The organism is Faecalibacterium sp. I4-3-84 (assembly GCF_023347255.1).
GTDB lineage: Bacteria > Bacillota > Clostridia > Oscillospirales > Ruminococcaceae > Faecalibacterium > Faecalibacterium taiwanense.
Map to the genome: position 1 here is coordinate 1,769,237 of NZ_CP094466.1, position 26,381 is coordinate 1,795,617.

The window sequence follows — 26,381 nt, forward strand, 5'->3', positions numbered from 1 at the left end:
ACAAGTCCACTCGTCAATTATGTACATACCTTAAAATCGTTTTTATAACTTCATCAATCACAATCGGCTTTGACAAATGTGCGTTCATTCCTGCATCCAGTGATGCCTGAACATCTTCTGCGAATGAATTAGCTGTCATTGCTATAATAGGAATGTTTTTTCCATCCGGTCTGTCATTCATTGCCCTGATTGCTTTTGTCGCTTCATAACCATTCATTTCAGGCATCATGACATCCATCAGGATTACATCAAATGTGCCTTTCGGATGATTTCTGAAAATCTCAACAGCATTCTTTCCATCCACAGCTCTTTCTACATTCATCCCGAGCTCTTCCAACTGCACGGCAGCAATCTCTGCATTCAGTTCATTATCCTCTACAAGAAGGACCTTCACACCTGTAAGATCTACCTTTTCAGAAAAACCTGTGTCTGACTTATTACATTCCTTATCTGTAATTTCCAAAGGAATATCCACAGTAAATGTGGTTCCCTCATGCTTTTTACTCTGCACAGAAATGGTTCCGCCCATCATATCCACATACTTCTTTACGATAGCCATCCCCAGTCCAACTCCGTGGTACTGCGTTCTCACATCGGAATCTTCCTGTGTAAATTCCTCAAAAACTTCTTTTGTAAATTCCTCACTCATGCCAATACCAGTATCCGAAATGCGGTAACGTATATTTATATATCCATCCCCGCCCTTTTCCTGACACCGGGCTTCAAATGTAATCGTCCCTCCATCCGGAGTGTATTTTACGGCATTGCTCAGAATATTGACCAGCACATCGCGCAGGCGTGCAGGATCCGCAAGTACATTTGGAATCTTTGCGTCTTCACGCTGAATCTTAAAGTTGATATCCCTGTTCGTAAGAAAGCCTTTTATAATATCCAATGCAGAATCTGTAATGTTTTTCACATCCGCCGGTACCGGATCGTATTTCACTTTTCCACTTTCGATATGGGTCAGATCTAATACATCATTGATCAGCGACAGTAAATACTCTGAGCTTTCGTCAATCTTTTCCAGACAATTTTTCACTTCGTCTGACGGATTGTTTTTCATTGCAATACCGGTAAATCCTATGATTGCATTCATCGGTGTCCTCATATCATGGGACATATGTGACAAAAATGCTGTTTTTGCCTTGTTTGCAGCCTGTGCATGCTCTGCCAGTTCCGCCATTTCCTCAGCTTTCTCCTGAGCCGCCTTCTGAGCTTTTTTTCTTGCACTGAGACGCACCATTATCACAGCCATAGCAGTCAGCAGCCATCCAAAAATAAGTAGAGCCCAAACAGTAACAACAGGATACAGACGGATCCAGTCAACAAATGTCAGCTCTGTTGCTTTGTATGTGGTATACTGTGCTGCAAGATCTTCAACAAGATTTTGGGGCATGGCATACATTGCTTTCGTCAGAATACCAGCCAGCGCATGGTTCTCAGTTGATGAAATCACCATGCGGTAGGTGAATGTAGGCTGTTCCAGCAGAGTATATGTCATTGTGCCCGTAGTGTCACTGTTCACAAACGCCTGTGCCATGTAATAGTAGACGAAGGCAGCATCTGCTTTACCCTTACGGACAGCTTCCATCATTTCCTGTCGGGTACTGCACATCAGTTTTTCTGCACCGGGTGCCATTGCATCTTCAATTGAATTAGATGCTGTCTGGTCAACAGTAGTAACAACATTGATTTTTCCATCAAAGTCACGCCGTGTCACCCTTGCCAGCTGCATCGTAATGAAAGGTGCAGTAATCCCCCATTTTTTCGTCTCAGCATAGTTATCTGTTTCCAGGCGCGCATCGATGCTAATATCTGTAGTTTCCTTATTTTTCTGATAAGCAATATACTCATCTCTGGTGGCAGGTGTAAGAAACTCATAGGAAATCCCGACATAGTCTGCAATTTTCCGGAAGTAATCCGGGATAATACCCTTCATCTCACCATTTTCATTATAAGAATATGGATAACGGGTCGGATCACACAGAACATGAAGCGGGTTTTCCTTGGAATACTGTGAAATTATACTTTTTTCTTTCTCCGTATATTCCAGATTCTTAGTTTGTATGCTTTCATAATTTTTATTACGAAGCGTCGTTTTCCAGTCACCCTCAACTGCATTCATCTGGTCGATTGCATAATTGATCTCATTCAGCAATTCTGTATTACCTTTTTTAACAATGACATAGAAATCGCTGCTGTCAAATTTATCCACGATACGCTCATTGTTTGTTTTTCTCATAGAAGTGGCAGCAATCGCATCAACATTTCCGCTCTGAAGAGCTTCCTCCATCTCTGCTGTCGTATCAAAATAAAATGGATCATATGTAAATCCTTTATTGTCTGCAAAATCCGTAAACTCTTTATCTCGTGAGCTTCCGTTCAAAAATGCCACACGCATACCGTTGTAGGTACTGTAATTGCCATCCACAATCGTGCTGTTGTCACTGCGGACGGTCAGAATCCCATTATTGGTTCCGATCGGACGTGAAAAATCAAACGTTTCTTCTCTTTCCGGTGTTTTGCGGGGAGATGTTACCATATCAATCTCGCCATCTTCAAGCATCTGCTGCATATCATCCCAGCTCTTATCATATCCGACATATTCGTAATCTACATCCCAATAACGGGCCATCAGCCGAAGAAAATCATAGCCATACCCACTGCGGTTGCCTTCTTCATCCATCACATGATAACCATCCATGGCAAAGAAACCGACTTTGACAGTTTCATGCTGCGAACTGTCCTCGGCTGCATATGCAGTCAGGGGAAAAAACATCATACACACGCATACAAAAACCAGTAACACTGCCACATATTTCTTTGCTCTCAAAATCATATTAAATCTCCTGTCTGGCAAATATATTTCTCTATGTGTCCTTTTCCTGCTTCGCGCATGTACGGCAGGACCGCCTTGTTCCCATTGACTGTGCCGAAGAAGTTCGTATCGAACTGTGCCTTTGCCTGATCAAGCGGTGTAATGATACAGTGGAACAATTAAAACAAAACGGTTCGTCCGTTTTGTTGCGGTGCATTCATAGCAAATCGCACGGCATCACGGTCGGTCATGGGATCTACAATGCCAATCGTCAGGTGCTCCTTGTGAAGCAATAAGAGCGCCCATAGATCAACTTCCTTCAGAACAACCTCTACGGTCTGCGTTTCGCCGGGCATCAATTTCGGAAGAGAAAGAGGAAGCTGCACCGTGCTTAGCGTGGTACCGTCTGCGCTCTCCAGATAAAGATTCGCTGCCCAATCCCAATAAAATGGGGCGGCACCCTCATTTGCCACAGTCAAGCTGACCACAGCTTCTCCGTCATGCGGCATCAGCTTCAGTGTTGTCACACGGAGCCGGTAGCCCAAACGCTTTAAGACCGCCTGATATCCCTGTGAATATGCAGGCTGTGCTGCTTTCGGACCAAGAAAGCTCATGTGAGAAGCATCCAATAGCTGCAGTGTGCGGGAAAGCTCTGTGTCCAGCAGCTCCTCCATCGGCAGGCTGCTGGTAAACTCGCCGCCTACGGGCGCATCCTGCCAGAAATTCTGCATAGCAGAAAGTCCATTCGCTTCTTTGCCGTACCAGCCGCCGTTTTTGATCCAGTTCAGCCACTCATTGGTGTCCTTTTCGTGGCCGGTCATATCGTTGTAAAGACCAAGCCGGTTACTTACAGCGATGTTGAACGGTCGCCGCATCAGGAGCTTTGCATTGGAAAATGCATTCAGATAGTCTGTTGCATATTGATCCCGAATGGTTTCGTCCGGCATAGGTACAAGACCATCGCTGCTTTTGATATGCCATTCGCCCCAGTGGCCGAGACTGCCCAGTTCTACATAAGTCACAAAGCCATCTGCGTCAAAATGCTCGGCCAAGGCTGAAACAACTTTATGGTGTGCGGCACGAAGGATATCGTTTGCATAATCCGGGGAATAACCTTTGCCATACGAGGTACTGTACCAGCTGCCATCGGCAGTCTGAGCATATAACCACTCCGGAATATCAAGGTGCTTCTTCTGGCCGGGTACGTCACAAACGAACCGCAGTACCAGATGGATGCCCTGCTCGCGCAGGGCGGCAAGTCCGTACCGCTGTTCGATAGCATCCCACGCATACTGGCCTTCCGTTGGTTCCACCTCTCGCCATGTCAGCTCCAGATAGCGCAATGTGGCATTCGGATGGTCCGTACTGCCTACCATTGGAGCGTAGCCGATCTGTGCGTTGGCAAAGGCAGACGGATCTTCCTGATAGGTACGCGTGCAGATCATATTCCGAACCATACCAAACCCCACCCCAAGCAGACAAACCGCAGATACGAAACCTTTTGAAAGCTTATCCATGGTATTCGCCATTATATTGGATCAGTGTAACATCCTGTACGCCATTTACGGCGCGCAGGCGATCTGTAAATTCCAGATTCGGGTCTTTGCTGAATACCTCTACCGCCATTTCGGTGCTATCCTTGCGCATGGTCTTGGACTTTACCACAAATTTGCAGCGGCCAAAGGCACGAACGATATCGTCTTCTGCGTCTGTACCAAGATAGTGAATGACCGCAATGTACACTCTGCCTTTGGCCTGCCAGTGGTAGAAAAAGAGGATCATCCCGATCATGACAACGGCTGTTACAAGGCCCAATGCGTACATACCGGCACCGGCTGTAATGCCGGTAGTGATCGACCAGAACAGGTATAACAGATCCAGAGGGTCTTTGACGGCAGTACGGAAGCGGACGATAGACAACGCACCGACCATACCAAGGGAGATGACAACGTTGGTACTGATGGCCAGTGTTACCATGCAGGTCAGCACACACATGCCAACCAACGTGACAGCAAAGCTGCGGGAATATACAACGCCGGTATAAAACTGCCGATAGACAAGATAGATGAGGATTCCCAATGCCAGTGCAGTCAGCAGGGCAAGCGCCAGTTTGGGAGCATCGTATTGGGTAAAGGTGTTCAGGACGGATTTTTTGATAAAGTCTTTTGTGCTCATGGGCGAAAGGTTCCTTTCTATAGGGCTCAGGTCTCCTGCCAGTAAGCAAATCCGTTCATATAGGCGGTTTTGTCACAACAGAGGACATATTTTGATACAGCCGTAAGCTCCTGCGCACGGGGCGGCAGAAGATTCCGGACGATTTGGGGCAGATATTCTGTAAATTTTACTTCCATTACCAGCTTACCCGGTTCCAGCACCGGAAGCGCAGGAAGCGTGGAGTCGAAGATATCCCGGCTGCCAACCGCGGCGCGTACATCCGTATCAAAGGTGATGCGTACCGTACCGGCATCCATGATCCATGGCTCGCGGTCGTAGTCTACAATAACACGGGGACGCAGCATGTTACAGATACACTCGGTATAGAACTCCTGACACAGGCGGTAACGGCTATGCAGGAGAAAATCATAGTCCCCGGCGAGAATGGAATCAAACTCTGCGTGGGTCAGAGGCGCGGCTTCTTTATAGATATAACTGCCAAATTTTTTCTTTCGCTCCAGCTTGATGCTGCGGTCGCTGCAGTTATAAATGCGGATGCGGTATTTCTTGCGCAGCAGCACGCCGGCATCCTTTTCTTCATAAGCGGTGTTCCAGTAATCGTCAAAATATAAGCTGCGAATGAAGTAGCCGCCGTTCGTTGCATGGGGGTCCAGTTTGAGGATAGGGGACATCCGCGCGGTCAGCTCGGCCTTGTCGGCCCACGAGATAAGATACTTTAGTTCATGACGATAGTGCTCTGTGCCTGTGCATCGTGGAGGGGCCAACAACTGATGATACAGCATCGATATCTGAGGCTTAGACATCTTCATAGGTGTCCTCCGCAATGCTGCCGTCCGGCTGGACGTAAAAGCAGAGCATGCCATAATGCTTGCCTGCTTCGGTAACATAGTAGTCAAAGGCATCCTGCGTATAACCAGAGGCATTGGTCGCTCTTACGCGCAAAAAATACTGCCCGGCCGGGAGCGTATCCATGGTAAGCTCTGGCAGGATCAGATTCTCCTGCCGAAAGAACGTAGTCGTAAACAGATAATCCTTTGCAAGCTCAACAGTATAGTAAATGTTTTCAATCTCGAAGTTATAAGAGGGGTCCCAGGTCAGCAGAAGGGAGCCGTTTACCACCTGCGGCTCGCCAATATAAAATGGCATGGGTTTGCGATAGCTCTCCCAATAGTAATTATAATTTTCATCAATTTCCGGCCAGATACTTTTCAGGACCTCTTCGTATTCGTCATGTGTGATGGGAACGTTCATTCGGTCCGGCATCTGCCAGACATATTTTTCCGTTACGCTTCGGTAATGCTCCATCATGGACTGAATGCGTTCCTCATTCATGTAAGCATAAAGCTCCTTCATGGCGGTATCCAGCAGATCGCGGTAACTTTGCGTTTGCAGACAGCGCCGGAACAGGACATTGCCCCAGTAATTGCTTACACCACGTTCCCAACTTTCGGAGTCGGAGAAGTTAATGATCTCACGTTCCCGGCGGCGGAGCATACCGTCATTGTCCCAGTCCCACAAGTACCATTTGCTGGAGTTTTGAGGGCTGTACAAGTAGACGTTGCGATTTTGGGTGTCCGTATTGCCGGTTAACAACTGAAATGCCATCCAATATGCAATGTTTTCTTTATCAAAGTACGTTACAAATAGCTCATCGTCCATAGAAGAGGATTCATCATTGAGAACATCCAGCATTTTGATCAGTTTGGAATGGTCGCTGTCTCCTTTTATCTCCAAGTGCTTTTCGAACGCAGTTTGGTCATATGCTGGGTCTGTTGTAAGACGAATGACATCTTCATATCGGTAGAACTCAAAAGAATTGATTTTATACAGCTGTCCGTTTGGATCCACACCGTGCGCCTTAAGGGCTGTTTTATTCAGCTGTTCTACCTGCGTGTACAAACCATAATCCTCAAAAACACCGCTGGCGCTATCGGTCAGATCCTTCACATAAAGATGAACGAACTGGGTGCGCAAGCCCATCATCTGGTCGATGCCTTTAATAAGGTCATAGGCCATTTTGTTACGGAAGCGCAGTCCCTCACCCTGATGCTTATTCAGTGCGATCGTGCGCTGGCCTCGCCAGCTGCCTTTGTTTTTCTTTAATTTGACCTTGTAGTTTTTCTGAGTATAACGGCTGGAAGTCTGACCGCGTATTTGTACCGTGGCATTTGGGGCAAGTGTATCGTAACCAACTTCGCCGGCAAGGGGGCCGTTTTCATCGCCCACCTGCAAAAGACCATTCACCTGATAGCGTGCTACGCCCATCGCCGTGTAGTCGTAAGCGGAATAATGGTTGATCTCTGCCCAGCTGTGGTTTGTATTTTCGCTGTCATTGCCGCGGCTCACGGTAAGATACATCGTCACAATGCCGCTGTCATCGTAGACGTTGTACAGCTCTGCGTTGTCGCGCAGGTGGACACTGTTGATTTCAGATGCGGGAGCCTTTTCAATGGACTGGTTGCTTTCTGCACTGGCGGCAGCGGATCCGGCGCTGTCACTTTCCACAGGTAAAACTGCGCAGCCTGCGCACAGACCAGCCAGCGCAACGCTCAACCCCAGAATCCTGCGGCGCGAAATCAGAAACTCCTCATTCATGTGATCGATTTTCCCTCCTGATGGTCTGCCTTGCTGTTTTTGGCATCCTGTTTTTCAAGAAAAATGCCAAGGCGTGTAAAAAGATGTTCTTTGGTTTCGGCTACGATAGGCTGCTGACCCAATACCCGATAGGGCAGGTTGGCGGTAAAGGCATCCAGACGAAACAGAGCAACCAGATAAAAAAGCGCTGCACCTGCCAGAAATCCGAAACCATAAAATGCTGTGTTGAAGAGCAGTGAGAGCAGGGTAAAGGCAGTGGTGCTGGCTGCAAACACAGCTGCCGCCAGAACAGCACCCAGATAATCTGTAAAGTAAAGCAGGATCAGCAGCACCGTATTACCAACGGCGTATAAGCCGTATCCCACGCACAATGTCCGGAAATAGCCATGCATCAGATCATTGAAGCCAAGCGGTAAAAGATTCAGCAGCGTGCCCGCCAGTGAAATGACCCCTGCCGTACAGAACAGCTGCTTGAGGGCAGTGAAGCGAAGCTCCCGGTTGAGCACTGCCAGCATTTCTTCTTCAGCGGTAACGATATCGCCCACAACACCGCCATCGTTGAACAGGCTGTAATAATCCCGGTATTTCGGATAGAAGTTTACCTCTACAGACACCACAAAGTTGATGCTGGTGATCAGGATGCTTAAAAAGGCGATCAGAGCCGGAACGTCGTAGTAAGGTGCACCGTAAAACAGGCCCTTTACCTGCACGCCGATCGGCCCGGACCAATATAGGACCAGATGGGAGAACAGGCCGAGGTTTGTGCACAGGCCGGTAAACGCCAGAGGCAGAAACCGATCGACCCAGCGCAGAAAGGTCCATGGGCTGTCATCGCTTTGCGGGAAATAGCGGTAGAGCAGCACCACATCCCACACCATCATCAGGCCATACCCCATCGTAATGGAAAACAGCATGCCTTCCAGTACAGGAGCACCCAGAATAAAGACGAGCAGATATCCCAGCCCGAAAGACAGCGCGATCGCCGCCAGAAAGGAGCACAGGATGCCCCGGTAATCCTTGATAGCGGTCAGGTAGCTCATGCCGTTCCAGTTCAGGATCATCTCGGCAAACAGCCATAAACATAACAGCCCCTGCAGGAGCGTTGCGCCGGAGAACAACAGAAAGATGCCGTACAGGATGCAGCCAATCAGCAGCATCAGGACGCTGGACCCCCAGAAAGAGGGGAGAATTGCATCCTCGCGTTCTTCGTACAGCATATCGGCCAGATAGCGGGTCACAGGCATGGAGAAAAAGCTGGTGACAGTCAGCGAGGACAGCAGCGTATAGGTGACCATACACACCAGCAAGTCCTGCTGGGTACGCTCGGCCCCGGCCCAGCTGCACAGCAACAGAATACCAAGCTGCAGCGCAATACCCAGCAGCATCGGTCCGGTGCAGATGATGCCGGCATAGCCGTAGGCGCGCAGCCATGCAAACAAACCCTTGCGCCGAAATAACTTTTTTAATTCAAATCCGATTCCTGCCATTTGTTACTCCAAATGAAAATGCTCTGCAGTTGCCTGGTACATCTTCCGATAGTTGTCTAACATTTGTTCGTGATGAAAATATCGGTCTACGCGCTGCTGACCGATGCGCCCCATTTCTTCCCGACGGGCACGGCTGGCACACATCCGCTCCATGGCATCTGCCAGACCCTGCCGGTACATGGGCGGCACACAGTACCCCGCTACACCCAGATCATCGCCGGGCGCGCCTTCCAGCAGTTCCCGACAGCAGCCCACTTCAGTCGTCACGCAGGGGCGGCGCGCAGCCATGGATTCCAGTACGGAAAGTGGCTGACCTTCCGAGATACTGGTCAGGATAGTAAAGTCCAGCTTTTGCATGTATTGCACCACGTCCACACGGCCGGTAAAGATCAGATTGTCCAGCCGGAGCTGCTTCACCAGGGCATAACACTCCTGCGCATAGTCCTCATCGTCCACGCCGCCCATGATGTGCAGGCGAACCTGCGGAACCCGGGAGGAAAGCTCAAAGAAGGCGTAGATCATGGTTTTGATATCCTTGATAGGGGCCAGACGCACTACAGCGCCAATATCGACCCAACCGTCCTCAGGCTTGAGCGGGATGTCGCAAAAGCGCTGATACTGCACGCCATTGGGGATAACGATGCATTTGCTGCCATCACAGCCCATTTCGATCTGAGTACGGCGGGCGTTATAGAACAGACTGCTTACCCGGAACGCTCTGCGGTAGATATCCTCGGACAACATATAAAAGAAGCGGATCCAACGGCTTTTGAAAGAGGGAACGACCCAGTCAGCACGGATGATCTCTTCTTCACGCTCGCGCGTATAGATGCCGTGCTCTGTCAGAAGCACCGGCGCATGGTTCATGCTGCCGCCCAGACAGGCCAACAGGCCGCCATATCCGGTGGAGATCGCATGATAGATCTGCGCTTTTGGCACGCGTCCGGTCAGCAGGTACAACACCGGCAACAGCATGGAGCGCATGGTGTGAAAAGCGTCAGCATAGGGGACATAGGGATATTCCTCCAAGCAGATATCGGTAAACAGTTTCATAAACTCCCGGCTCTGCAAAAAGGAGAGAGGATGCACCTTTTTCTGCTGAAACAGCCGGAACAGCACGTCCCAGTCCGGCGTTCCGAGCCGCAGTAATTCCCGCAAGGCAGTACGCTCTTCTTCGGTAAACAAAACAGGCACATGTTCTCCGTGCAGGCGTAAGGCATCGTCCAGAAATACCTCTTCCACCTCAACAACATTGGATGGAAGGTCGTAGACGAATTTGCCGCGTCCTTCCGCTTTTGCGCCAATGACCCACAGCACAAACTCGTGCTCCTGCATGGCCTGAATATAGGCGTGCATCCAGGTGGAAACACCGCCATGCACATAAGGGTAGGAGCCTTCCAGAATCAGACAGATCCGCATTCGGTTCATGCTCCTTTCCGCTCAATGCGCACTGTTTCGGCGGTGGCCTTCAGCAAGTAGAGATCTCCGGTCAGATGGGTCAGCTCGCCATTTGTTACGCGGCCGGGCGTTCCTTCATTGGCACGGAAGAAAAGCCATGCTTCATCGACAAAATTGCCGAGATGCAGGGTCCACGCGGTGTCGGTGCTGTCCAGCGCAACGGTCAGCTGCGCGTACCGTTGGATGGCACCGGAACACTCGGTCCCGGTCTGACGGCGAAGATCCGGTGCAGAGGTGCTGAGCCATTTCAGATAGTCCTCCAGACCGCCTTTATACACTTCCCAGCCTTCCGCTGCACCGCGGTCTTCATCCAACAAGTCATCCGGGTGCATAAAATGCGTGCTGACATAGTGCATATTCAGCTCACTCATAGCCGCTAGGCGCATATAAGTATCACCAACCATACCACCGGACACGATACGAGGCTGCTCCACGATACCATCCGTTGCCACACCGAACTCCTGTACATAGGGCAGATCTGTGCCGTCTTTAAAATAGGTGCTGGCAATGGTACGGATCTGCGGAACTTTTGTGCCAAGCACCCGTCGGCCTTCGGCAGAGAGAATGTTGGAGGGCGGAACATATACCGTGCCATTCGTGTAAGGGAGAACGGTTTGCTGAAATTCAATCAGCTCTTCCATGGCGGCTGTAATGGCTTCTTCGCTGGGCCACTGCCGATAGGCGTACAGACCCTTGTAATCGGTATTTGGCAGCACCAGAGGCTGGTGGTTGTAACCGTGAAACCCTATCTCGCCGCCCTGCCGCAGCAGAAGGCTTCCAAAATAACGAAACTGCTGTGTATCTTTTTGACGTGTCGGTTCATCCACGGTGTCATCCTCGTAGTTTTCAATCATGACACCGGTAAAACGAACTCCGTATTTCTGCGCCAGCTGCACCAGATCCGGCCACCAGACTTTGCTGTAAAAGTCGCTGATGCTCATGCTGTAATCTCTGCGGATATAGGTACCATCACCGCCGGGAACAGGAGAAGGAAAATCGTCCAGATAGAACACGGAACCGTTAATGACAGGGTAAGCAGTGGCATCGCATAGCAAGCTGAAGGATGCTGCATAGATACCGCGCATGATTTTGTCGTAAATGCCGATATTGTCTACCACGATTCTTCCGCTGCCCAGTGAAACACTCCACACCAGCGGCGTGCCTTCGTCTCCGGTACGGGCATGCACTGTGGCTTCTTCCCGGAGGCTGACACTCAGAGCGGATTCAAACGGGTCGCTGAATTCATAGCGCTGTCCACCGCCAAGCATAAATTCCTCCGCAGGAACGATGCTCTCTGCAAGTTTATAGTTCCAGGAAGAGGAAAGCACACCCAGTTTCAGAGAAATCACGTCAAAATAGGAGGTTTTGCTCGGCGTCATAGCAAACAGGATGCTGCCGCCCTGTTGTGCCCAGTTCATCAAAGTGATCAGATCCTGTCCCAGTACATCCAGATCAGGCACTAACACCACAACCGTCTTGTAATTGGAAAAGTCCGGAAGGAGAGTGGACGATTTGGAAATATCCACTGCTTGTGTACTGACTTTCATGTCCAGAAGGATCTGATCAAACTGCTTTTTTGCCTCGGACACATTGTCCTGGGTACTGTCATACAACAGGAGATTGGTGACCGGCTGGCCAAATAACGCATTTTGAGCCGGCAGCACAGAGGTCCGGCTCAGGTAATCGATCTTGAAATTGGTTGATGCATACTTTATGCCGCAGCGCTCTGCAAAAAGCACGCCGGCAATCAGCAGAAATACCAGCCAGATCAGCAGCAGTTTGCTCCAGCGAAATTGTTTTAGTTTTGATAGAAAGCGGAGTTTCATTTGGAATCCTCTTTGCCATACCAGAAATTTACGATTTCCTGTCCTTTGGAGGTAAGATAGACATTCTGCTCCTTGATTTTGTGCAGAATGTCCTGGATCGCAGTGCCATTGTGCAGTATGGCGGCTATTCGCAGCTGGAGCAGCCAAGGCTCTTCTCTCTGCGGCCAGCGTTCGGAAAGTGCGTCAATGGTCTGGCGGGCGGTATCATATTCCGCTAAGTCTAACTGGACAGAAGCCAGCTTGCACCCCAAGGTAAAATCCCGACGCGTGCCGATGCGTTTTTTCAGCAGCCGCTCCAACTGGCGCTGCTGGATCTCGGCCGCACGGCCCTGCACATACCCGGATTCGATGTAGCTTTCCAGATAATCGCAGTAACTGCACAGGATATCAGGGTCGTCCGGGTCAGAAGCATATTGCTGTTCATGCTGTTGCAGTGTGAGATCAGCTTCCTTGGAAATTTGCGCCAGAGCAGTGGAAGCATAGTGCACAACCTCACTGTCGTTATTCAGCCGGGCCTGCTGCAAAAGGTGATAATAACTGGTAGGAGCTTCTGTCAGAACTGAGAGGATCAGCTGCCGCTTTTGAAGGGGGTTGTTTACCAGAAGAGCTTCTTCCAGCGGAATGACCTGCTCCTCGTCTGCGTTTCCGGGAACAAGAATGCTTCGGTGGATCTCTTCGTTGATGTGCATTTTTTCCAACGTCTTTTCCAGCAGGTCATCGCCAAATAATGCCCGGTTGGTGTGCAGGATCAGAACACACAAAGGTCCCCAGATGGGGATCAACAGAATCACCGGAAAAAAGTATCCCTTTATATCCAGAATGCCGCAGCGTATAAGCAGCCATAGCACAAGACAGACCAAAAGATGAAGAAGTAACAATACCAATGTTGAAATACTAGCATTCATTAGCAGGATCCTTTTTTGCAGCAGCGATCAGGCGGTGCTGTCCATCCAACGATACAGATGTGACCTGAAATCCTTTTTCGGCCATGCGCTGGGTAAGGAGCGGCAGGTTTTCCTCTGTGGCCTGATTCAGCAGCAGGTAAACGTTCTCGTCTGTGCCAAGTCCGGCAATATCGCTGCTGCGGATGCTGCGCTCCAACTGCGCATAAAATTCCTCTGAAGTTGCAAACTTACCGGAGACGCGCAGCAGCAAATGCTGCGCCATCTTGTCCTCCTGTAAGGTGCAGGCGTTTGCGAGCTGCTCCGCGAATGGCACGGGCCGCATCAGACAGGTGCCCGGAAGATACCATGTTTCCTGAATGGCACTTTCATATTCAAAAGCGCGGATCAGTGCGGTTTCTACCAGACCACACAGGATGCGGAACAGGTTCTGATAATAGAGTGTCATCTGGTTTTCCCCGGCTGTCCGCAGGCTGATGAGCACTACGATCGAACCGTTCTGGCGTACACCGGCTGCATACATGGGAAGATCCGGAGCAAACGTCCGATTGACCCACACACCATCCTGTTCAATGGCACGAAACACATCGATGTATTTATCAACGGCAAGTGAACGGGCAGGAGCAGGCTGCAATCCGGAGCTTGCTGCGGTCAGCCGCGCAAAGGCATACCCCTTTTCCAAGTGATAGATCGTGAGGCTGTGGTTTTCCAAAATATCTTCCATGACCTGTATGGTCTTGCGGTAAATCTCCTGCGGCTGCAGGGTGTTCAGCTGCTGCGTTACAGTATAGATCTTTCCAAAACTGTCTCTGCGGCCAAGGATCTGATGCCGGAAAAGCTGCTTATCCTCCAAGGTGTCCTCATAGAGCTCCTGCGTAAATTGAAGCCGCTGCCGCAGCAGGTTGTTTTCATTCTGTACAAAGCGCGAGGTTTCCGTATTGCGCAGCTGCACATATCCGCAGGAAGCACCTATTATGAAATAAACAAGGAACGGCAGCCAGTAGGACGGCTCGTAAAACAGCAGTACAAGCGTCATTCCCTGCCGAAAGTATCCAAAAATCAAAGAAAGAGACGCGAGAAAAGCTGCAAACACACCGGCGTTCAGGCCGTATACAGTGCCGATAAGCATTACGAAAGCCAACCGGAAATCAACCATCTGGAATTGCGCGTCTGTGTGGGTAAGCTGTACCAGAAGTTCCGTGACCCCCGATGCCAACAAGATCTCGAGAAAGCGCAGCAGCCGGATCTGATTGCGCAGAGTATCGATTATCCGGTGGAGCAGCGGCTTTTTCGGCGTTTGGCTTTTCTGCCATGCATGATAGATCTGCGGCAGGTCGTCCAGCAGACAATAGCGTTGAAACCACCCATATCGGTTGCGTACCACCTTGTCGTCTGCAGGATACGTCTGGAGCGTATCGGTACCGTAGGTCACTTCCAGTGTCGGGCGTAGTTTTTGCAGCGCGGTGCCCAGCATCCGGTAGTCGATGTGAAATACCTCCGGAAGCGTGAAAAGCTCCGGCTGAGGCGTCCATGTATCAAACACGCGATTTACAAGGCTGGCCAGTTCGTCAAAACAGAGTGCGTAAACAGGCTGCGCGGCTTGCTCGTCAAACGAAACATTTTCGGTGGGGATCTGCTGGAAAAGCCGCTCAAAGCATTTCGGCCCAGCTGCCGAAATGCTGTAGATGTAGGGAAGCCGGAAAACCTTGACCTGGATCTTGCTTGTTTTTGCATAGTGCAGACAAAGCTCTTCTGCCGTCCGCGTCAGTATGGATTGACTTGTGGGCGGTGTCAGGACGCTCTCCGGGCCGGAAAAGTAGATCAGCTCCACTTCCTTCTCCCGGAACTCCTGCAAAACGCGGCGAAGCCGATCCAGCTCGCCTTCCGGGTTGTTGTGAGGCAACAGATATTCTGAAAAGTAGACGATCCGGTCAAAATCGTAGGTAGTGTAAAGCCGATCCAACAGCTGCCTGCTATCCAGAATAACTGATTTTATGCGAGTGTCCGAAAGCATATCGTCTTTGCGATGTGTCGTCAGAACGTGATCATCGGGAAAGGCTTCCTCGATCCATTCCTTTGTCAGAAACATCGTGTTTCCTGTAAGCAAAACTTCCATGTCATTTTACCGTTATTGTTTAAGCTTCTGAGAAGAATAAGAGATTTTATAGAATAGTATCATATTGGGTAGAAAGTTGCAAGGACGGGTGCTGAATACAGGGAGATACAGCGAAAATCTTCTAAAAAAGACCATCCGCGGTGATATGTATGAAAATCAATCAATGTTTGCAATTCAAAATCTTTTTCGGTGTTTCTGAAAACTTCATGTCCTGCTCCTTCGTCCGCTTTGCACTCCCTTTCGGGTGCTTGCCGGCACGAAGGAGCTTTTTGTTTTCGTACCGCCGCAGCATGAGGGCATCCATGTTGTCAGCAGTGTACTCCAAGCCGTTCTGATTCAGCACTCTGGCACACCGGGCAAGGCACATACTCGCCAGCCCATAGTCCTGTGTTACGACAATATCTCCCGGCTTTACTCGGTTGACCAGCGCAAAGTCCACACTGTCAGCACCCTTGTCGAATACGAGTGTCTGCGCCCCCTCACGTTCGATCTGGTGCGAGGTATCACACAGGATAATGACCGGGATGCCGAACTGCTTTGCAATCTGCAAAGTCAGATCAACCACGGGACAGCCATCCGCATCAATCAAAACATTCATCGAATATCCTCCATCACCCATCGAAACGCCCTTGCCGTGCGCAGGTCGGTATCCTTGAAATGCCCGCCGCTGTTCCATTCAAGCGTGCAGTCTGTGCCACGCTCTATAAGCCGGCTGTGCAGGGTGCGGATGTTATCACCTACCGCAGCCATGACAGCGTTTTTCGTATGCTCTTCCTTGTCGCCAAGGCTCAGATAAACGCGCTGTGCCTGCATCGGGTGCTGCTGTTCAAACTCCATCCATCCCGGAAACCATACGGAAGGCGAAGCAGCCGCAACACCGGAAAACAACGCTGTCTGTGTGGATGCCCACAGCGCGAACAATCCGGCCAGCGAGTAGCCGCCCAGAATGATCCGGACGTTTCCCGGCAGTGCAAACTGCTTTTTCAGAGTGGGGATCACCTGCTCGGTCAGAAAGCGCAGGGTATCCGCTGCATTGCCGCCGAAACTTTCTTTGCCCCACACCGCAGGAGCTTCCCACGGAGAAAGTGCATCGTTCCAGCTTTCCACTGGGATGGCCGCAAACAGAAAGTGGTGCGCACTCTGTGCAATAGCGGTAACCTCGCTTTCCATGCTTTGCAGCTCGTGTTCGCCGGTCATTTGGAGCAGCAGGTATTTTGCATGGGCTTCGCCGTAAATGCGGCAAGGTCGGTTCCCGATTAGCATTGTCTGTGCGGTCACTGCGGCATCCTCCCGAAAATTTTCGATAAGCCCAGTATAGCAACTGAAAAATCATTTTGCAATTCAAAAGGCGTTCGCATTCGCAAGCAGTGTCTTCGTAAAAAAGCTGGCACCTGATTTGAAGTTGTGCGAGGCTTCCAGAGTGATGTATCAGCAGTTTTTGAACGATCATGCCGTAGCCCATAAGCGGCAGACGAACCGGGCACGTGGGATCTGAACAGGGCAGCGTTATTCAATACCGCTAAGCTCGCGGTACAGCGTGCGGGCATAGGAATCTGTCATGCCGCTGATATAGTCGGTGACCATCAGCAGCCGGAGGTACAAGTCAAAAGATTCAGTGCCGGTTCGGGCGTTTTGGTAATCCTGCTTGTAATTGCCGGAGAAGATGGCGAGAAGCTTTTTGTCGGCCTTGGAAGGTGCCTGCCCGTCGGTGCAGTATGCAGAGTCATAGTACAGCACGGCGGGAACAAAATGATCCAGCAGAAAATCGAGAATGACCTGTCCGGACAGCTCCAGTTTCAGGATGCCGGGCGTATCAAAGGCGAATTTCCGCATGGCCCCTTTCAGGATGTCAATGGTGATGGCGTGATTGGTTCCTTCAAACAGATCACCGCAGTAGGTTCCGGCCATGATCTCTTTATATTTGCAGGAAAAACGGTAGATGGCTACATACATCAGCCACTGACGCGTTTGGGTGAGCCATTTTTTAAATGCAACGCTGTCGTTTTCTGGGGTGTGGTCTGCACCGTGCTGCTTGGAAAGCGCTTGGATCTGCTCATTGGAGAAGTACTCAGGGCTTCTGCTGGGAATGATCTTTGAATGGTCATAAGAATTTGTGTAATATTCAATGAACTGGTCAAGGGTGAACAGGCCCTTTTTAAAGGCATCTTCCAGATCGGCAGTAGAGTACGCAATGTCATCGGCTGCTTCCAGCAGGTAGGTCAGCGGATGGCGCACAATGCCTTTGTCGGGAGTGGCGGTCCCAACCGCTTCCGAGATCTGCTCAAAAGTCTCCTGTTCTGCAGCGAAGAAGCCGAGTTTGTGCTTTCGGATATCCGCACTGCCTTTATCAACGGAGCAGGAGTCGGTGGGGTATTTTACCAGCGTGCTGATGATCGCTTTGGACAGATTGAGGCTGGAACCGTGTTTTGCTTTCAGCAGGATCCGCAGCGCCTGTGCATTGCCCTCAAAATTTTCCAGATCAGCGATCATCTGCTCGGATAACCAGCTGCGAAGGGGCTGTCCTTTGTATTTTACATGGTCGAGGTTCTCTTTGAACCAGTCACCGATCACGGTCTCGCCGAAATGCCCGAAGGGCGGATTGCCGAGGTCGTGCAAAAGGCCAGCGCAGAGCAGGACGGATGCGATGGCTTCGGCATCCTCCGGAACGGCAATATCAGTTGGCTTGTACTGTGTTGTGTTTTTGGAGATCATGATGCCAAGCTGCCGGGCGATCGTGGAGACTTCGATCGAGTGCGTCAGGCGGGTTCGGATGAAATCACTCTTATCCAGAGGAAACACCTGCGTTTTATCCTGCAGCCTGCGGAATGCAGCGCTGGAAACGATCCGGCTGTAGTCCTTTTCAAATGCATTGATGGGATACTCCTTGAACGAATCGGGCTCAGGAGGTTCAGAAGAAAGTTTTTCAGTTGACAGCAATTTTGCCCATTCCATAATCAGTACACCTCGCTTTTGAAACGTCGTGATCAAAAATCTGCAAAAGGCATCGGCCTTCCATCACTGCCATTATACAAAAGAAACGCTGCTCCGGCAACAAAAAACGGATTCTCTGAAAAAAACACAAAAACTGCAGCTTGAACATGTGCAGAGTTCCAATTTATTTCGGGATCCGAAAAAAGGAAAGCGGAGTGTTATGCTGCGGTGTACTGCTTCCGTCAGATGCACCCGAAATTGAATCAGACAAAAGCTTCCCTTTCCGTGGGCTGTGTGCCTGCGGCGGGAAAGCTTTTTTGTATGCCTGAGGGGCAGGAACGGCGGGATATCAGCCAGATTGCACAAAACGCATTGTACAAAATTGAACAGCTTTTCAGGAAAAAATCTTGCTATTCCGCTTGCGCTCATGTATAATGGATTTAACTTGAAAGGTAGGATGTTTAAAAACACTCTGCCGTATGCTGCTGCAGATGACTTGAAAGGTGGAACATGGGATGTTGTATAAGAAAGCTTCTGAGATGAAACCCACTCCGATCCCCCATTGCATGGGCGGCGAGGGCACCGTGATGATGGAACGCCTGCTGGATGCGCCTGCCGAAATGCTGGGCAAGGGCCGCGCCTACGTGCGCCACACGCTGGCACCGGGCGTGACCATTGGCAGGCACACGCATGAGCACGAGATGGAAAGCATGGTCATCGTCTCCGGCCGCGCTGTCCACATCATCAACGGCGAGGAGCAGATCTTGGAGAAGGGCGACATCATTGCCGCCATGCCCGGCGACACCCACCAGATCGCCTGCCTGAGCGACGAACCGCTGGTGCTGATCGCACAGGTGCTGTACGAATAAAGGAGGAGCTTCAGATGGAACAGATCCGCAGTGCCGATGTTCTGGCCAATTTTCCGCAGGTGGATGAGGAAAAACTGAACGCCGCCCTTGCCGCCGAAGCTGCCGCCAGCAACCGCAAGATCATTGTGCTGGACGACGACCCTACCGGCGTACAGACGGTACATGATATTTATGTTTATACAGATTGGACGGTAGAAAGCCTGCGCAAGGGCTTTGCTGCGCCGGAAAAGCTCTTCTTTATTCTGACCAACAGCCGCGGCTTTACCGTGGCCGAGACCACCAAGGCCCACCGCGAGATCGCGGAGAACACCGCCAAGGTGGCCCGCGAGTTCGGCATGGACTACCTTATCATCAGCCGCGGCGACTCCACCCTGCGCGGCCACTACCCGCTGGAGACCGATCTGCTGCGCGAGGTGACGGAGGCTGAGAACGGTTACAAAATGGATGGCGACATCCTGTGCCCCTACTTCCGCGAGGGCGGACGCTTTACACTGGACAACGTGCATTATGTGCGCTACGGCGCAGAGCTTGTGCCCTGCGGCCAGACCGAATTTGCCAAGGACGAGACCTTTGGCTACCACGCCAGCAACCTGTGCGAATACATTGAGGAAAAAACCGGCGGCAAAGTCCGTGCAGGAGACGTGACCTGCATCTCGCTGGAAAGCCTGCGCGCCATGGACTTTGACGGCATCGAGGCCCAGCTGCTGGCGGTGCACGATTACGGCCATGTGATCGTGAACGCAGTGGCGGACTGCGACGTGAAGGTGTTTGCAGTGGCACTGTACCGCACCATGGCAAAGGGCCGTCACTTCACCATCCGCAGTGCGGCCGCACTGGTCAAGGCCATCGGCAATATTTCCGACCAGCCGCTGCTCACCCGGGAAAAGATGGTCACGCAGGAAAGCAAGGCAGGCGGCATCATCGTGGTGGGCAGCCACACCAAAAAGACCACTGCCCAGCTGGAAGAACTGAAAAAAGTACAGGACATCGAGTTTATTGAGATGGACAGCGACAAGGTGCTGGTGCCGGGCGAGCTGGAAAAGGAAGCAGCCGCCATCGTGGCCCACTGCTCACAGCAGATCGCAAAGGGCATCACCTGCTGCGTGTCCACAAAGCGCGTGGTGCTCACCCTGCCGGACGACACCCCGGAAGCAGCCCTCGTGCGCAGCGTTGCCATCAGCGATGCACTGCAAAGCTGCGTGGGCAGGCTGACCGCTTCCCCGGCTTTTGTGGTGGCAAAGGGCGGCATCACCAGCAGCGACGTGGGCGTGAAGGCCCTGCGCGTGAAATGCGCCAAGGTGCTGGGCCAGATCCGGCCGGGCATCCCGGTATGGCAGACCGGTGCCGAAAGCCTGTTCCCCGGCACGCCGTACATCATCTTCCCGGGCAATGTGGGCGAAGTGCCCACCCTGCGGGAAGCGGTGGAAATTTTGCTGGGCTGACACTCTGATGATTTAGAATGCCCTCCGCTTCGCTCTGGGCATATTCAGCGGAAAAATTATCATGATTGCAAAACAGCCAGACCGCGGTTGCGCAGCAATGAAAGCCCCAGTGGGGCTTTCAAGCGGCAGAACGTTCTTGCGGGAGCAAGATGGAGGGGCCTTGCCCCGACAAGTTCCGCGGGTCTGGCTGTTTTGCTTTTTCACGAAGATAAGCTGCTTCTTGTGCAGTGGGTATTCGTGTGGGGCAGGTTTGTATGGCTTTTATAGAATGCATTGCCGCCGGATACGTTCTCTTTTGCGCGCCAAAAGAGAACCAGAAAGGACGGCGGTGCCCGCAGGGCATGAAAGCCCCAGTGGGACTTTTGAGCCGCAGACCGGTTTGCGAAGCAAATGCCACTACCTGTTACGACCCTTTCCCGTGAAAAAGCAAAGCCGGAATGACCGCAGTCATTCCGGCTTTGCAATATACAAAAATAATAATTCCGCTGTTTATGGCGCAGCGCACGCGGAGCCATTTTAAAGGAACGATCACTCTTTTTTGGCTTTCTTTTTCTTCTTTGCTGCCTTTTCCTCCGGCTTGTTCTTCATCAGCCTGCCGAGGGATGCGGCAGTGTATACGCAGAAGCAGCCCACCACCACGATCAGCACGACGGCGCTTGCGTCCAGCGCCACGGTGCCGGCGCGGACAGCGGCCAGATACAGTGCCAGCAGCACAACGCCGCCGCCCAGCCACAGGCTGCTGCTGTTCACCTGCTTTTGCCACTCCTGCTGCGGCGTGAGCGGATGCTGCTGCGCCTTGCCCTGCCGGGCCTTCTTTTTCCAGATGTTATCACTTTGAAACGGATTCATGTTCCGGTGGCTCCTTCCCTGTCTTTTTCTTTAAGGGTATTATACGCCGAAAGATGGGATGATGTCCAGAAAGAAGTGGATTTTTCACCACCTGCATCCCATATTTGTGCAGAACGACCAAAACCGGCCCGAAATATCGGCTATTCGCCAATTTACTTTTTGCGGGCCGAAGAGTAATCTAATGGTAGGATGTAAAGACGGACAAGCTGTTGAGATTGAACTAAAGGTAGGATGTAGCAAAGAACCTTTGCTGCGGGCTTGTCCGGCACGAGAACGCGAAAAACAAAAGGAGGCTTTTCCGTTATGAAGGTAGGTCTGATCTATACCAGCACCACCCCGGAACTGATCGAACTGGTGGAGCAGGAGGTCAAAAAGCAGCTGGGCGATGATGTGGAGCTGTACAGCCTGCAGGACCCCAGCATTCTGGCAGATGTCCGCGCGGCAGGCTATGTGACCACTGCACCGGCAGCACGCCTGATCGGCATGTACATGAAAGCCGCTGAGGAAGGCGTGGATGCCATGCTGAACCTGTGCAGCAGCGTGGGCGAAGTTGCCGACAGCGCACAGGACGTGGCAAAGTACATTGGTGTGCCTATCGTCCGCGTGGACGAGGAGATGTGCCGCGAGGCTGTCCGCAAGGGCCAGCGCATCGGCGTGATGGCTACCCTGCCCACCACGCTGGAACCCACCAAGGGCACCATCCTGCGCATGGCCCGCGAGTGCAACAGGCACGTGGAGCTGGTGGACTGTCTGGTGGACGGTGCATTCGGTCTGGATCAGGACCAGTTCAAGGCCCGCATGACCGAGATGGCCGGTACCATTGCCGACAAGGTGGATGTGATCGTGTTTGCACAGGGCAGCATGGCCTACTGCGAACAGTATATCGCCGATAAGTTTGGCAAGGTGGTCCTCAGCAGCCCCCGCTTTGGTGCAGCCGAGCTGAAAAAGGCGCTGGAAAAGAAGGGCACCATTTAAAAAAGGAACAAGAGCCGGAGCACGAGACCGGCTCAGGAGAAGATATTTTTTTGAAGGAGAATTCTTATGAAAAAGATGATTTCCCGTCGTGACTTCCTGAAGGTGGCTGGCATTTCCGCTGCTGCTCTGGGTCTGGCTGCCTGCGGCGGCTCCGGCACCAGCACTGCTGCTTCCACTGCCTCTACTGCAGCTTCCACCGGTTCTTCCGCTGCCGCTTCCGGCTCGGCTGTCACCCTGAAGCTGGGCTTCTCCACCAACGAAGAAGACCCCCGTGCAAAGGGCGCAAAGCAGTTTGCAGAAGAAGTTGCCGAAAAGACCGGCGGCGCTGTGGAAGTTCAGCTGTACCCCTCCGGCCAGCTGGGCGGCGATGCTGACCTGATCAACTCTATCGCTCTGGATTCCGGCACGGTGGATATCATCATCACCGACGCTTCCAACTTTTCCACCTACGATGCAAAGATGGGCATTTCCGCACTGCCGTTCCAGTTCGAGACCTTCGACGATGCATGGGCATTCATGGACAGCGACATCGAGGCTGCCGCTGAGGAAGGCCTGCTGAGCCAGAATATGCGTGTGCTGGCCCACTACTGCAACGGCTTCCGCTGCGTGACCAACTCCAAGGGCCCCATCAACAGCCCTGCCGACATGAACGGTCTGCTGATCCGCACCCCCGAGAACCCCGTCATCATGGCTACCATGACCGCTCTGGGTGCCAACCCCCAGCCGCTGAGCTTCTCTGAGCTGTATCAGGCTCTGCAGCAGAAGACCTACGATGCACAGGAGAACCCCATTCCCGTTATCTACAACAATAACCTCTACGAAGTTCAGGAGTACCTGAGCATCACCAACCACATCTACTCCGGCATGTGCTTTACCATTGCCGAGAGCAGCTGGAACAAGCTGAGCGCTGACCAGCAGCAGATCGTTTCCGACGCTGCAAAGGCATCTGCCGATTACGACCGTGAGCTGAACGAGCAGCAGACCAACGATTTGGTCTCCGCTCTGGAAGAGAAGGGCATGAAGATCAACAGCCCGGAACTGGCTCCGTTTGCAGCTGCGACCGAAAAAGTCCTGACCGACAACGCTGATACCTACGGCGACCTGCTGGATCAGCTGAAGGCATGGAAAGAAGCCCGCTGAGATCACTGACCAGAAAACCTTGAAATAAAACCGAAGCAAAGGGACGAGGGGGCGTGCCCTTCGTCCCTTTGCATTTTATCTGAATCGCACTTGGAAAGGAGTTTGTACTGTGAAAAAACTGCAAACCACTCTGGACAAGATCACCACCCTCATTTCCGCCATTCTCTGCGCGGCTATGATGGTAATTCTGTTCGCAAACGTTGTGCTGCGCCTGATCCCCGGCATCGGCGGCTTCAAGTGGTATATGGAGAGCAGCCAGTATCTGAACGTCTGGTCCATGCTCATTGCCTGCATCGGCATCAACGCCATGGGTACCAACCTCCGCGTGGAAGTGGTGGATTCCATCCTTGGTAAGACTCCGCTGGGCAAAAAGATCGTTGTCATCATCCGTGATGTGTTCATCATCCTGTTCTACGTCATGGTCACCTACGGCGGCTACCAGCTGTGCACCCGCGCAAAGCAGGCCGTTTCCACCATGCCGCAGTTCACCATGGGTCAGGTGTACACCATCTTCCCCATTGCCGGTGTGCTGTGCATCCTGTCCGCCGTTCTCAACCTGATCGTTGAACTGACCGCAAAACCGGAAGGGGGCAAATCCAAATGATCGCATGGCTGCTGATCTCATTCTTTGTTCTGCTGTTTCTGGGTGTGCCCATCGCCATGAGTCTGGGCCTGTCCGCCATGGGCGGCATCTTGTTCCTAGGCGGCGGCAGCACCGTCACCATTGCCCAGCGCATGTTTGAGGGCATGAACAGCTTTGCACTGCTGGCCATCCCTCTGTACACCTTTGCCGGCTTCACCATGTCCAAGGGCGGTATTTCCAAGCGCCTGATGGACTTCTGTTACTCCATCGTCGGCCACATCTACGGCGGTCTGGCTCACGTGAACGTGCTTTCCAGCATGATCTTTGCGGGCATCTCCGGTTCCGCTGTTGCCGATACCGCAGGCGTTTCCGGTATGTTCATGCCGGAAATGGTGCGCAAGGGCTACTCCAAGAATTTTACCGTTGCCGTTACCGCCATTTCCTCCACCATCGGCATCATCATTCCTCCGTCCATCCCCATGGTGGTCATTGCCGGTATCTGCGGCATTTCCACCGGTAAGCTGTTCCTCGGCGGCATCATCCCCGGTGTCCTGTGCGGTCTGGCACAGATGATCGTCAGCTATTTCATGGCCAAGAAGGAAGGCGTGCCCAAGGAGCCGGGCCACTTCACCATCGGCCCCGTGCTGCATGGCCTGTGGGAGAGCTGGCCCGCCCTGCTCATGCCCATCATCATCGTGGGCACCATCACCATGGGCATCGTCAGCCCCACCGAGGCAGGCGTGATCGCTGTTGTTTACGGTCTGTTTGCCGGCGGCATCATCTACCGCGAACTCAAGTGGGAGGACATCAAGTTTGCCTTTGCAGAGACCGTCCGCACCAGCGGCCGTATCTTCATCGTTATCGGCGCTGCAAAGCTGTACACCGTCATGCTGACCACTGCGGGCTTTGATAAGTGGGTGGCCAAGACCATGCTGGGCTTCTCCACCAACCCCACTGTCATTCTCATCATGATCCTGCTGATCTTCTTCATCGTCACCATGTTCATGGAGTCCATCGCAACGCTGACCCTGTTCATGCCCATCCTGTATCCCATTGCTCTGGGTGTGGGCATCGACCCCATCGTGCTCAGCGTCCTGATCACCGTGGTCATCGGTGTTGGCCTGGTCACTCCTCCGGTGGGCATGTGCATTTACGTTGCCTGCGATCTGATGGATGTTACGGTCGGCGAGGTGTTCCCCACATTGGTGCCGTTTATTGCGGCCACCTTCGTCTGCATTGCGCTGATGGTCGCCTTCCCCCAGCTGATCCTGCTGCCCACCTATTTGATGGCGTAACCGTTGCGTCCGCTTTTCAGATATGGTAAAATAGTGGCGGAAATTCAACGTGTGATGTTTGGAGGTTTTCTGCCCCGGAACGTTCCACGCTGAACGACCCCGAATATCCACAAAACCGGATTTGGAGGCGGAACTATGTCAATGGAACATCCTGAAAAACAGAAGAATGCGGTAAAGTCTGTAGTCGATCAGGTCATGGATGGGATCATCTCCCAGATCATCGACGGCACCCTGCATCCGGGCGACAAGCTGCCTACCGAAATGGAACTGTGCAAGCAGTTCGGCGCGGGCCGCAACTCGGTGCGGGAAGCTGTGAAAAAGCTGCAGGCCTACGGCATCCTGTACATCAAGCGTGCCGACGGCACCTTTGTGAGCGAAAACTACAACCAGAAAATGCTGGACCCGATGCTGTACAGCATCATCCTGCAGAAGAACAGCTGGCAGGAATTTGTGGAGCTGCGCTCCGTAATTGATATCGGTACGCTGAATATTATCATTCAGCGCAAGGATATCGCATCCTTTCTGCCGGACCTGTACCGCACCTTCGGCGAGCTTTCTGCCGAAATGCACTCGCCGGAGCCTTCGGTGGATAAGGTGCTGGAGCTGGACAGCCGGTTCCACACCCAGATCGCCAATGCGGCCCAGAACCCCATGCTGGCCACCATCACCGAGTACATCACCCGGCTGACGCTGCCCAGCCGTCTGGAGACCACCCGCAAGGTGCTTGCCAAGGGCGAAGCGGAGATCGAGCGGTTCGTAGAGCTGCACCGCCAGCTGCTTAGCGTGATCGAGCGCAGGCAGGTGGACGAGATCGCCGCTACAGTGCAGGATCACTACATCTTCTGGAAGAAGTAAGCATACAGGCCTCCTGCCTGCCGTAAAAGGCGGGCAGGGGACGGTGAGTTTACAAGATGGGA

Annotated in this window: 21 protein-coding genes; 7 read left to right on the top strand and 14 right to left on the bottom strand. The window is 52.2% G+C overall.

The window, feature by feature from the left end:
* Nucleotides 1-13 precede the first annotated feature (13 nt).
* From MTP41_RS08680 to MTP41_RS08740, 13 genes are all read right to left on the bottom strand, one after another.
* The gene (locus tag MTP41_RS08680; protein ID WP_249235335.1) at nt 14-2,842 is read right to left on the bottom strand and encodes a transporter substrate-binding domain-containing protein; all 2,829 of its coding nucleotides are present in this window, start codon (nt 2,840-2,842) and stop codon (nt 14-16) included.
* Nucleotides 2,843-3,000: 158 nt separating this feature from the next.
* On the bottom strand, nt 3,001-4,338 hold the full coding sequence (locus MTP41_RS08685; RefSeq protein WP_249235336.1) for a DUF4832 domain-containing protein: 1,338 nt from the start codon (nt 4,336-4,338) through the stop codon (nt 3,001-3,003).
* Complete coding sequence (locus tag MTP41_RS08690; protein ID WP_097776860.1) at nt 4,331-4,996, bottom strand: DUF4956 domain-containing protein; 666 nt, start codon at nt 4,994-4,996, stop codon at nt 4,331-4,333. The genes MTP41_RS08685 and MTP41_RS08690 overlap by 8 nt, the downstream gene beginning before the upstream one ends.
* A gap of 26 nt (nt 4,997-5,022) precedes the next feature.
* Nucleotides 5,023-5,805 carry a polyphosphate polymerase domain-containing protein gene (locus tag MTP41_RS08695; RefSeq protein ID WP_097776861.1) on the bottom strand — a complete coding sequence of 261 codons (783 nt, stop codon included), beginning with the start codon at nt 5,803-5,805 and terminating at the stop codon, nt 5,023-5,025.
* Nucleotides 5,792-7,591, bottom strand: a complete 1,800-nt coding sequence (locus tag MTP41_RS08700; RefSeq protein ID WP_249235337.1) for a CotH kinase family protein — start codon at nt 7,589-7,591, stop codon at nt 5,792-5,794. The genes MTP41_RS08695 and MTP41_RS08700 overlap by 14 nt, the downstream gene beginning before the upstream one ends.
* Nucleotides 7,588-9,078 carry an exopolysaccharide Pel transporter PelG gene (gene pelG, locus MTP41_RS08705; protein ID WP_249235338.1) on the bottom strand — a complete coding sequence of 497 codons (1,491 nt, stop codon included), beginning with the start codon at nt 9,076-9,078 and terminating at the stop codon, nt 7,588-7,590. Before pelG ends, MTP41_RS08700 begins: the two co-directional genes overlap by 4 nt.
* A 3-nt stretch (nt 9,079-9,081) precedes the next feature.
* Nucleotides 9,082-10,497, bottom strand: a complete 1,416-nt coding sequence (pelF, locus tag MTP41_RS08710; protein ID WP_118527519.1) for a GT4 family glycosyltransferase PelF — start codon at nt 10,495-10,497, stop codon at nt 9,082-9,084.
* A gap of 5 nt (nt 10,498-10,502) precedes the next feature.
* Nucleotides 10,503-12,362 (bottom strand): DUF2194 domain-containing protein, encoded by a 1,860-nt coding sequence (locus MTP41_RS08715; RefSeq protein WP_249235339.1) that lies wholly within the window; start codon nt 12,360-12,362, stop codon nt 10,503-10,505.
* Nucleotides 12,359-13,153, bottom strand: a complete 795-nt coding sequence (locus MTP41_RS08720; protein ID WP_249235340.1) for a hypothetical protein — start codon at nt 13,151-13,153, stop codon at nt 12,359-12,361. The genes MTP41_RS08715 and MTP41_RS08720 overlap by 4 nt, the downstream gene beginning before the upstream one ends.
* Nucleotides 13,154-13,256: 103 nt before the next feature.
* Nucleotides 13,257-15,227 carry a DUF4118 domain-containing protein gene (locus tag MTP41_RS08725; protein ID WP_143405477.1) on the bottom strand — a complete coding sequence of 657 codons (1,971 nt, stop codon included), beginning with the start codon at nt 15,225-15,227 and terminating at the stop codon, nt 13,257-13,259.
* A 313-nt stretch (nt 15,228-15,540) separates the two neighbouring features.
* A complete protein-coding gene (locus tag MTP41_RS08730; RefSeq protein ID WP_249235341.1) occupies nt 15,541-15,978 on the bottom strand; it encodes a YaiI/YqxD family protein in 438 nt (145 codons plus the stop codon).
* Entirely contained in the window at nt 15,975-16,643 is a 669-nt protein-coding gene (locus MTP41_RS08735) for an alpha/beta hydrolase (RefSeq protein WP_249236564.1), read from the bottom strand. Before MTP41_RS08735 ends, MTP41_RS08730 begins: the two co-directional genes overlap by 4 nt.
* 243 nt (nt 16,644-16,886) lie before the next feature.
* Complete coding sequence (locus MTP41_RS08740) at nt 16,887-18,332, bottom strand: deoxyguanosinetriphosphate triphosphohydrolase (RefSeq protein WP_249235342.1); 1,446 nt, start codon at nt 18,330-18,332, stop codon at nt 16,887-16,889.
* A 494-nt stretch (nt 18,333-18,826) separates the two neighbouring features.
* On the opposite strand from MTP41_RS08740, the gene MTP41_RS08745 reads away from it, so the two are divergent.
* Both MTP41_RS08745 and MTP41_RS08750 read left to right on the top strand, forming a co-directional pair.
* Nucleotides 18,827-19,180 carry a cupin domain-containing protein gene (locus MTP41_RS08745; RefSeq protein WP_249235343.1) on the top strand — a complete coding sequence of 118 codons (354 nt, stop codon included), beginning with the start codon at nt 18,827-18,829 and terminating at the stop codon, nt 19,178-19,180.
* Between the two features lie 14 nt (nt 19,181-19,194).
* Nucleotides 19,195-20,622, top strand: coding sequence for a four-carbon acid sugar kinase family protein (locus tag MTP41_RS08750; RefSeq protein WP_442900296.1), 1,428 nt, complete (start codon nt 19,195-19,197; stop codon nt 20,620-20,622).
* Between the two features lie 528 nt (nt 20,623-21,150).
* Here the strand turns inward: MTP41_RS08750 and MTP41_RS08755 are convergent.
* Nucleotides 21,151-21,471 (bottom strand): hypothetical protein, encoded by a 321-nt coding sequence (locus MTP41_RS08755; protein WP_097774523.1) that lies wholly within the window; start codon nt 21,469-21,471, stop codon nt 21,151-21,153.
* Between the two features lie 303 nt (nt 21,472-21,774).
* Between MTP41_RS08755 and MTP41_RS08760 the strand changes: the two genes are divergently transcribed.
* From MTP41_RS08760 to MTP41_RS08780, 5 genes are all read left to right on the top strand, one after another.
* Nucleotides 21,775-22,446 carry an aspartate/glutamate racemase family protein gene (locus MTP41_RS08760; protein WP_097774524.1) on the top strand — a complete coding sequence of 224 codons (672 nt, stop codon included), beginning with the start codon at nt 21,775-21,777 and terminating at the stop codon, nt 22,444-22,446.
* A 66-nt stretch (nt 22,447-22,512) separates the two neighbouring features.
* The gene (locus tag MTP41_RS08765; RefSeq protein WP_249235344.1) at nt 22,513-23,586 is read left to right on the top strand and encodes a TRAP transporter substrate-binding protein; all 1,074 of its coding nucleotides are present in this window, start codon (nt 22,513-22,515) and stop codon (nt 23,584-23,586) included.
* A 109-nt stretch (nt 23,587-23,695) separates the two neighbouring features.
* A complete protein-coding gene (locus MTP41_RS08770; protein WP_097774526.1) occupies nt 23,696-24,190 on the top strand; it encodes a TRAP transporter small permease in 495 nt (164 codons plus the stop codon).
* A complete protein-coding gene (locus tag MTP41_RS08775; protein ID WP_097776874.1) occupies nt 24,187-25,464 on the top strand; it encodes a TRAP transporter large permease in 1,278 nt (425 codons plus the stop codon). The genes MTP41_RS08770 and MTP41_RS08775 overlap by 4 nt, the downstream gene beginning before the upstream one ends.
* A gap of 135 nt (nt 25,465-25,599) precedes the next feature.
* Nucleotides 25,600-26,319, top strand: coding sequence for a FadR/GntR family transcriptional regulator (locus tag MTP41_RS08780; RefSeq protein WP_118527541.1), 720 nt, complete (start codon nt 25,600-25,602; stop codon nt 26,317-26,319).
* Nucleotides 26,320-26,381: the final 62 nt, after the last annotated feature.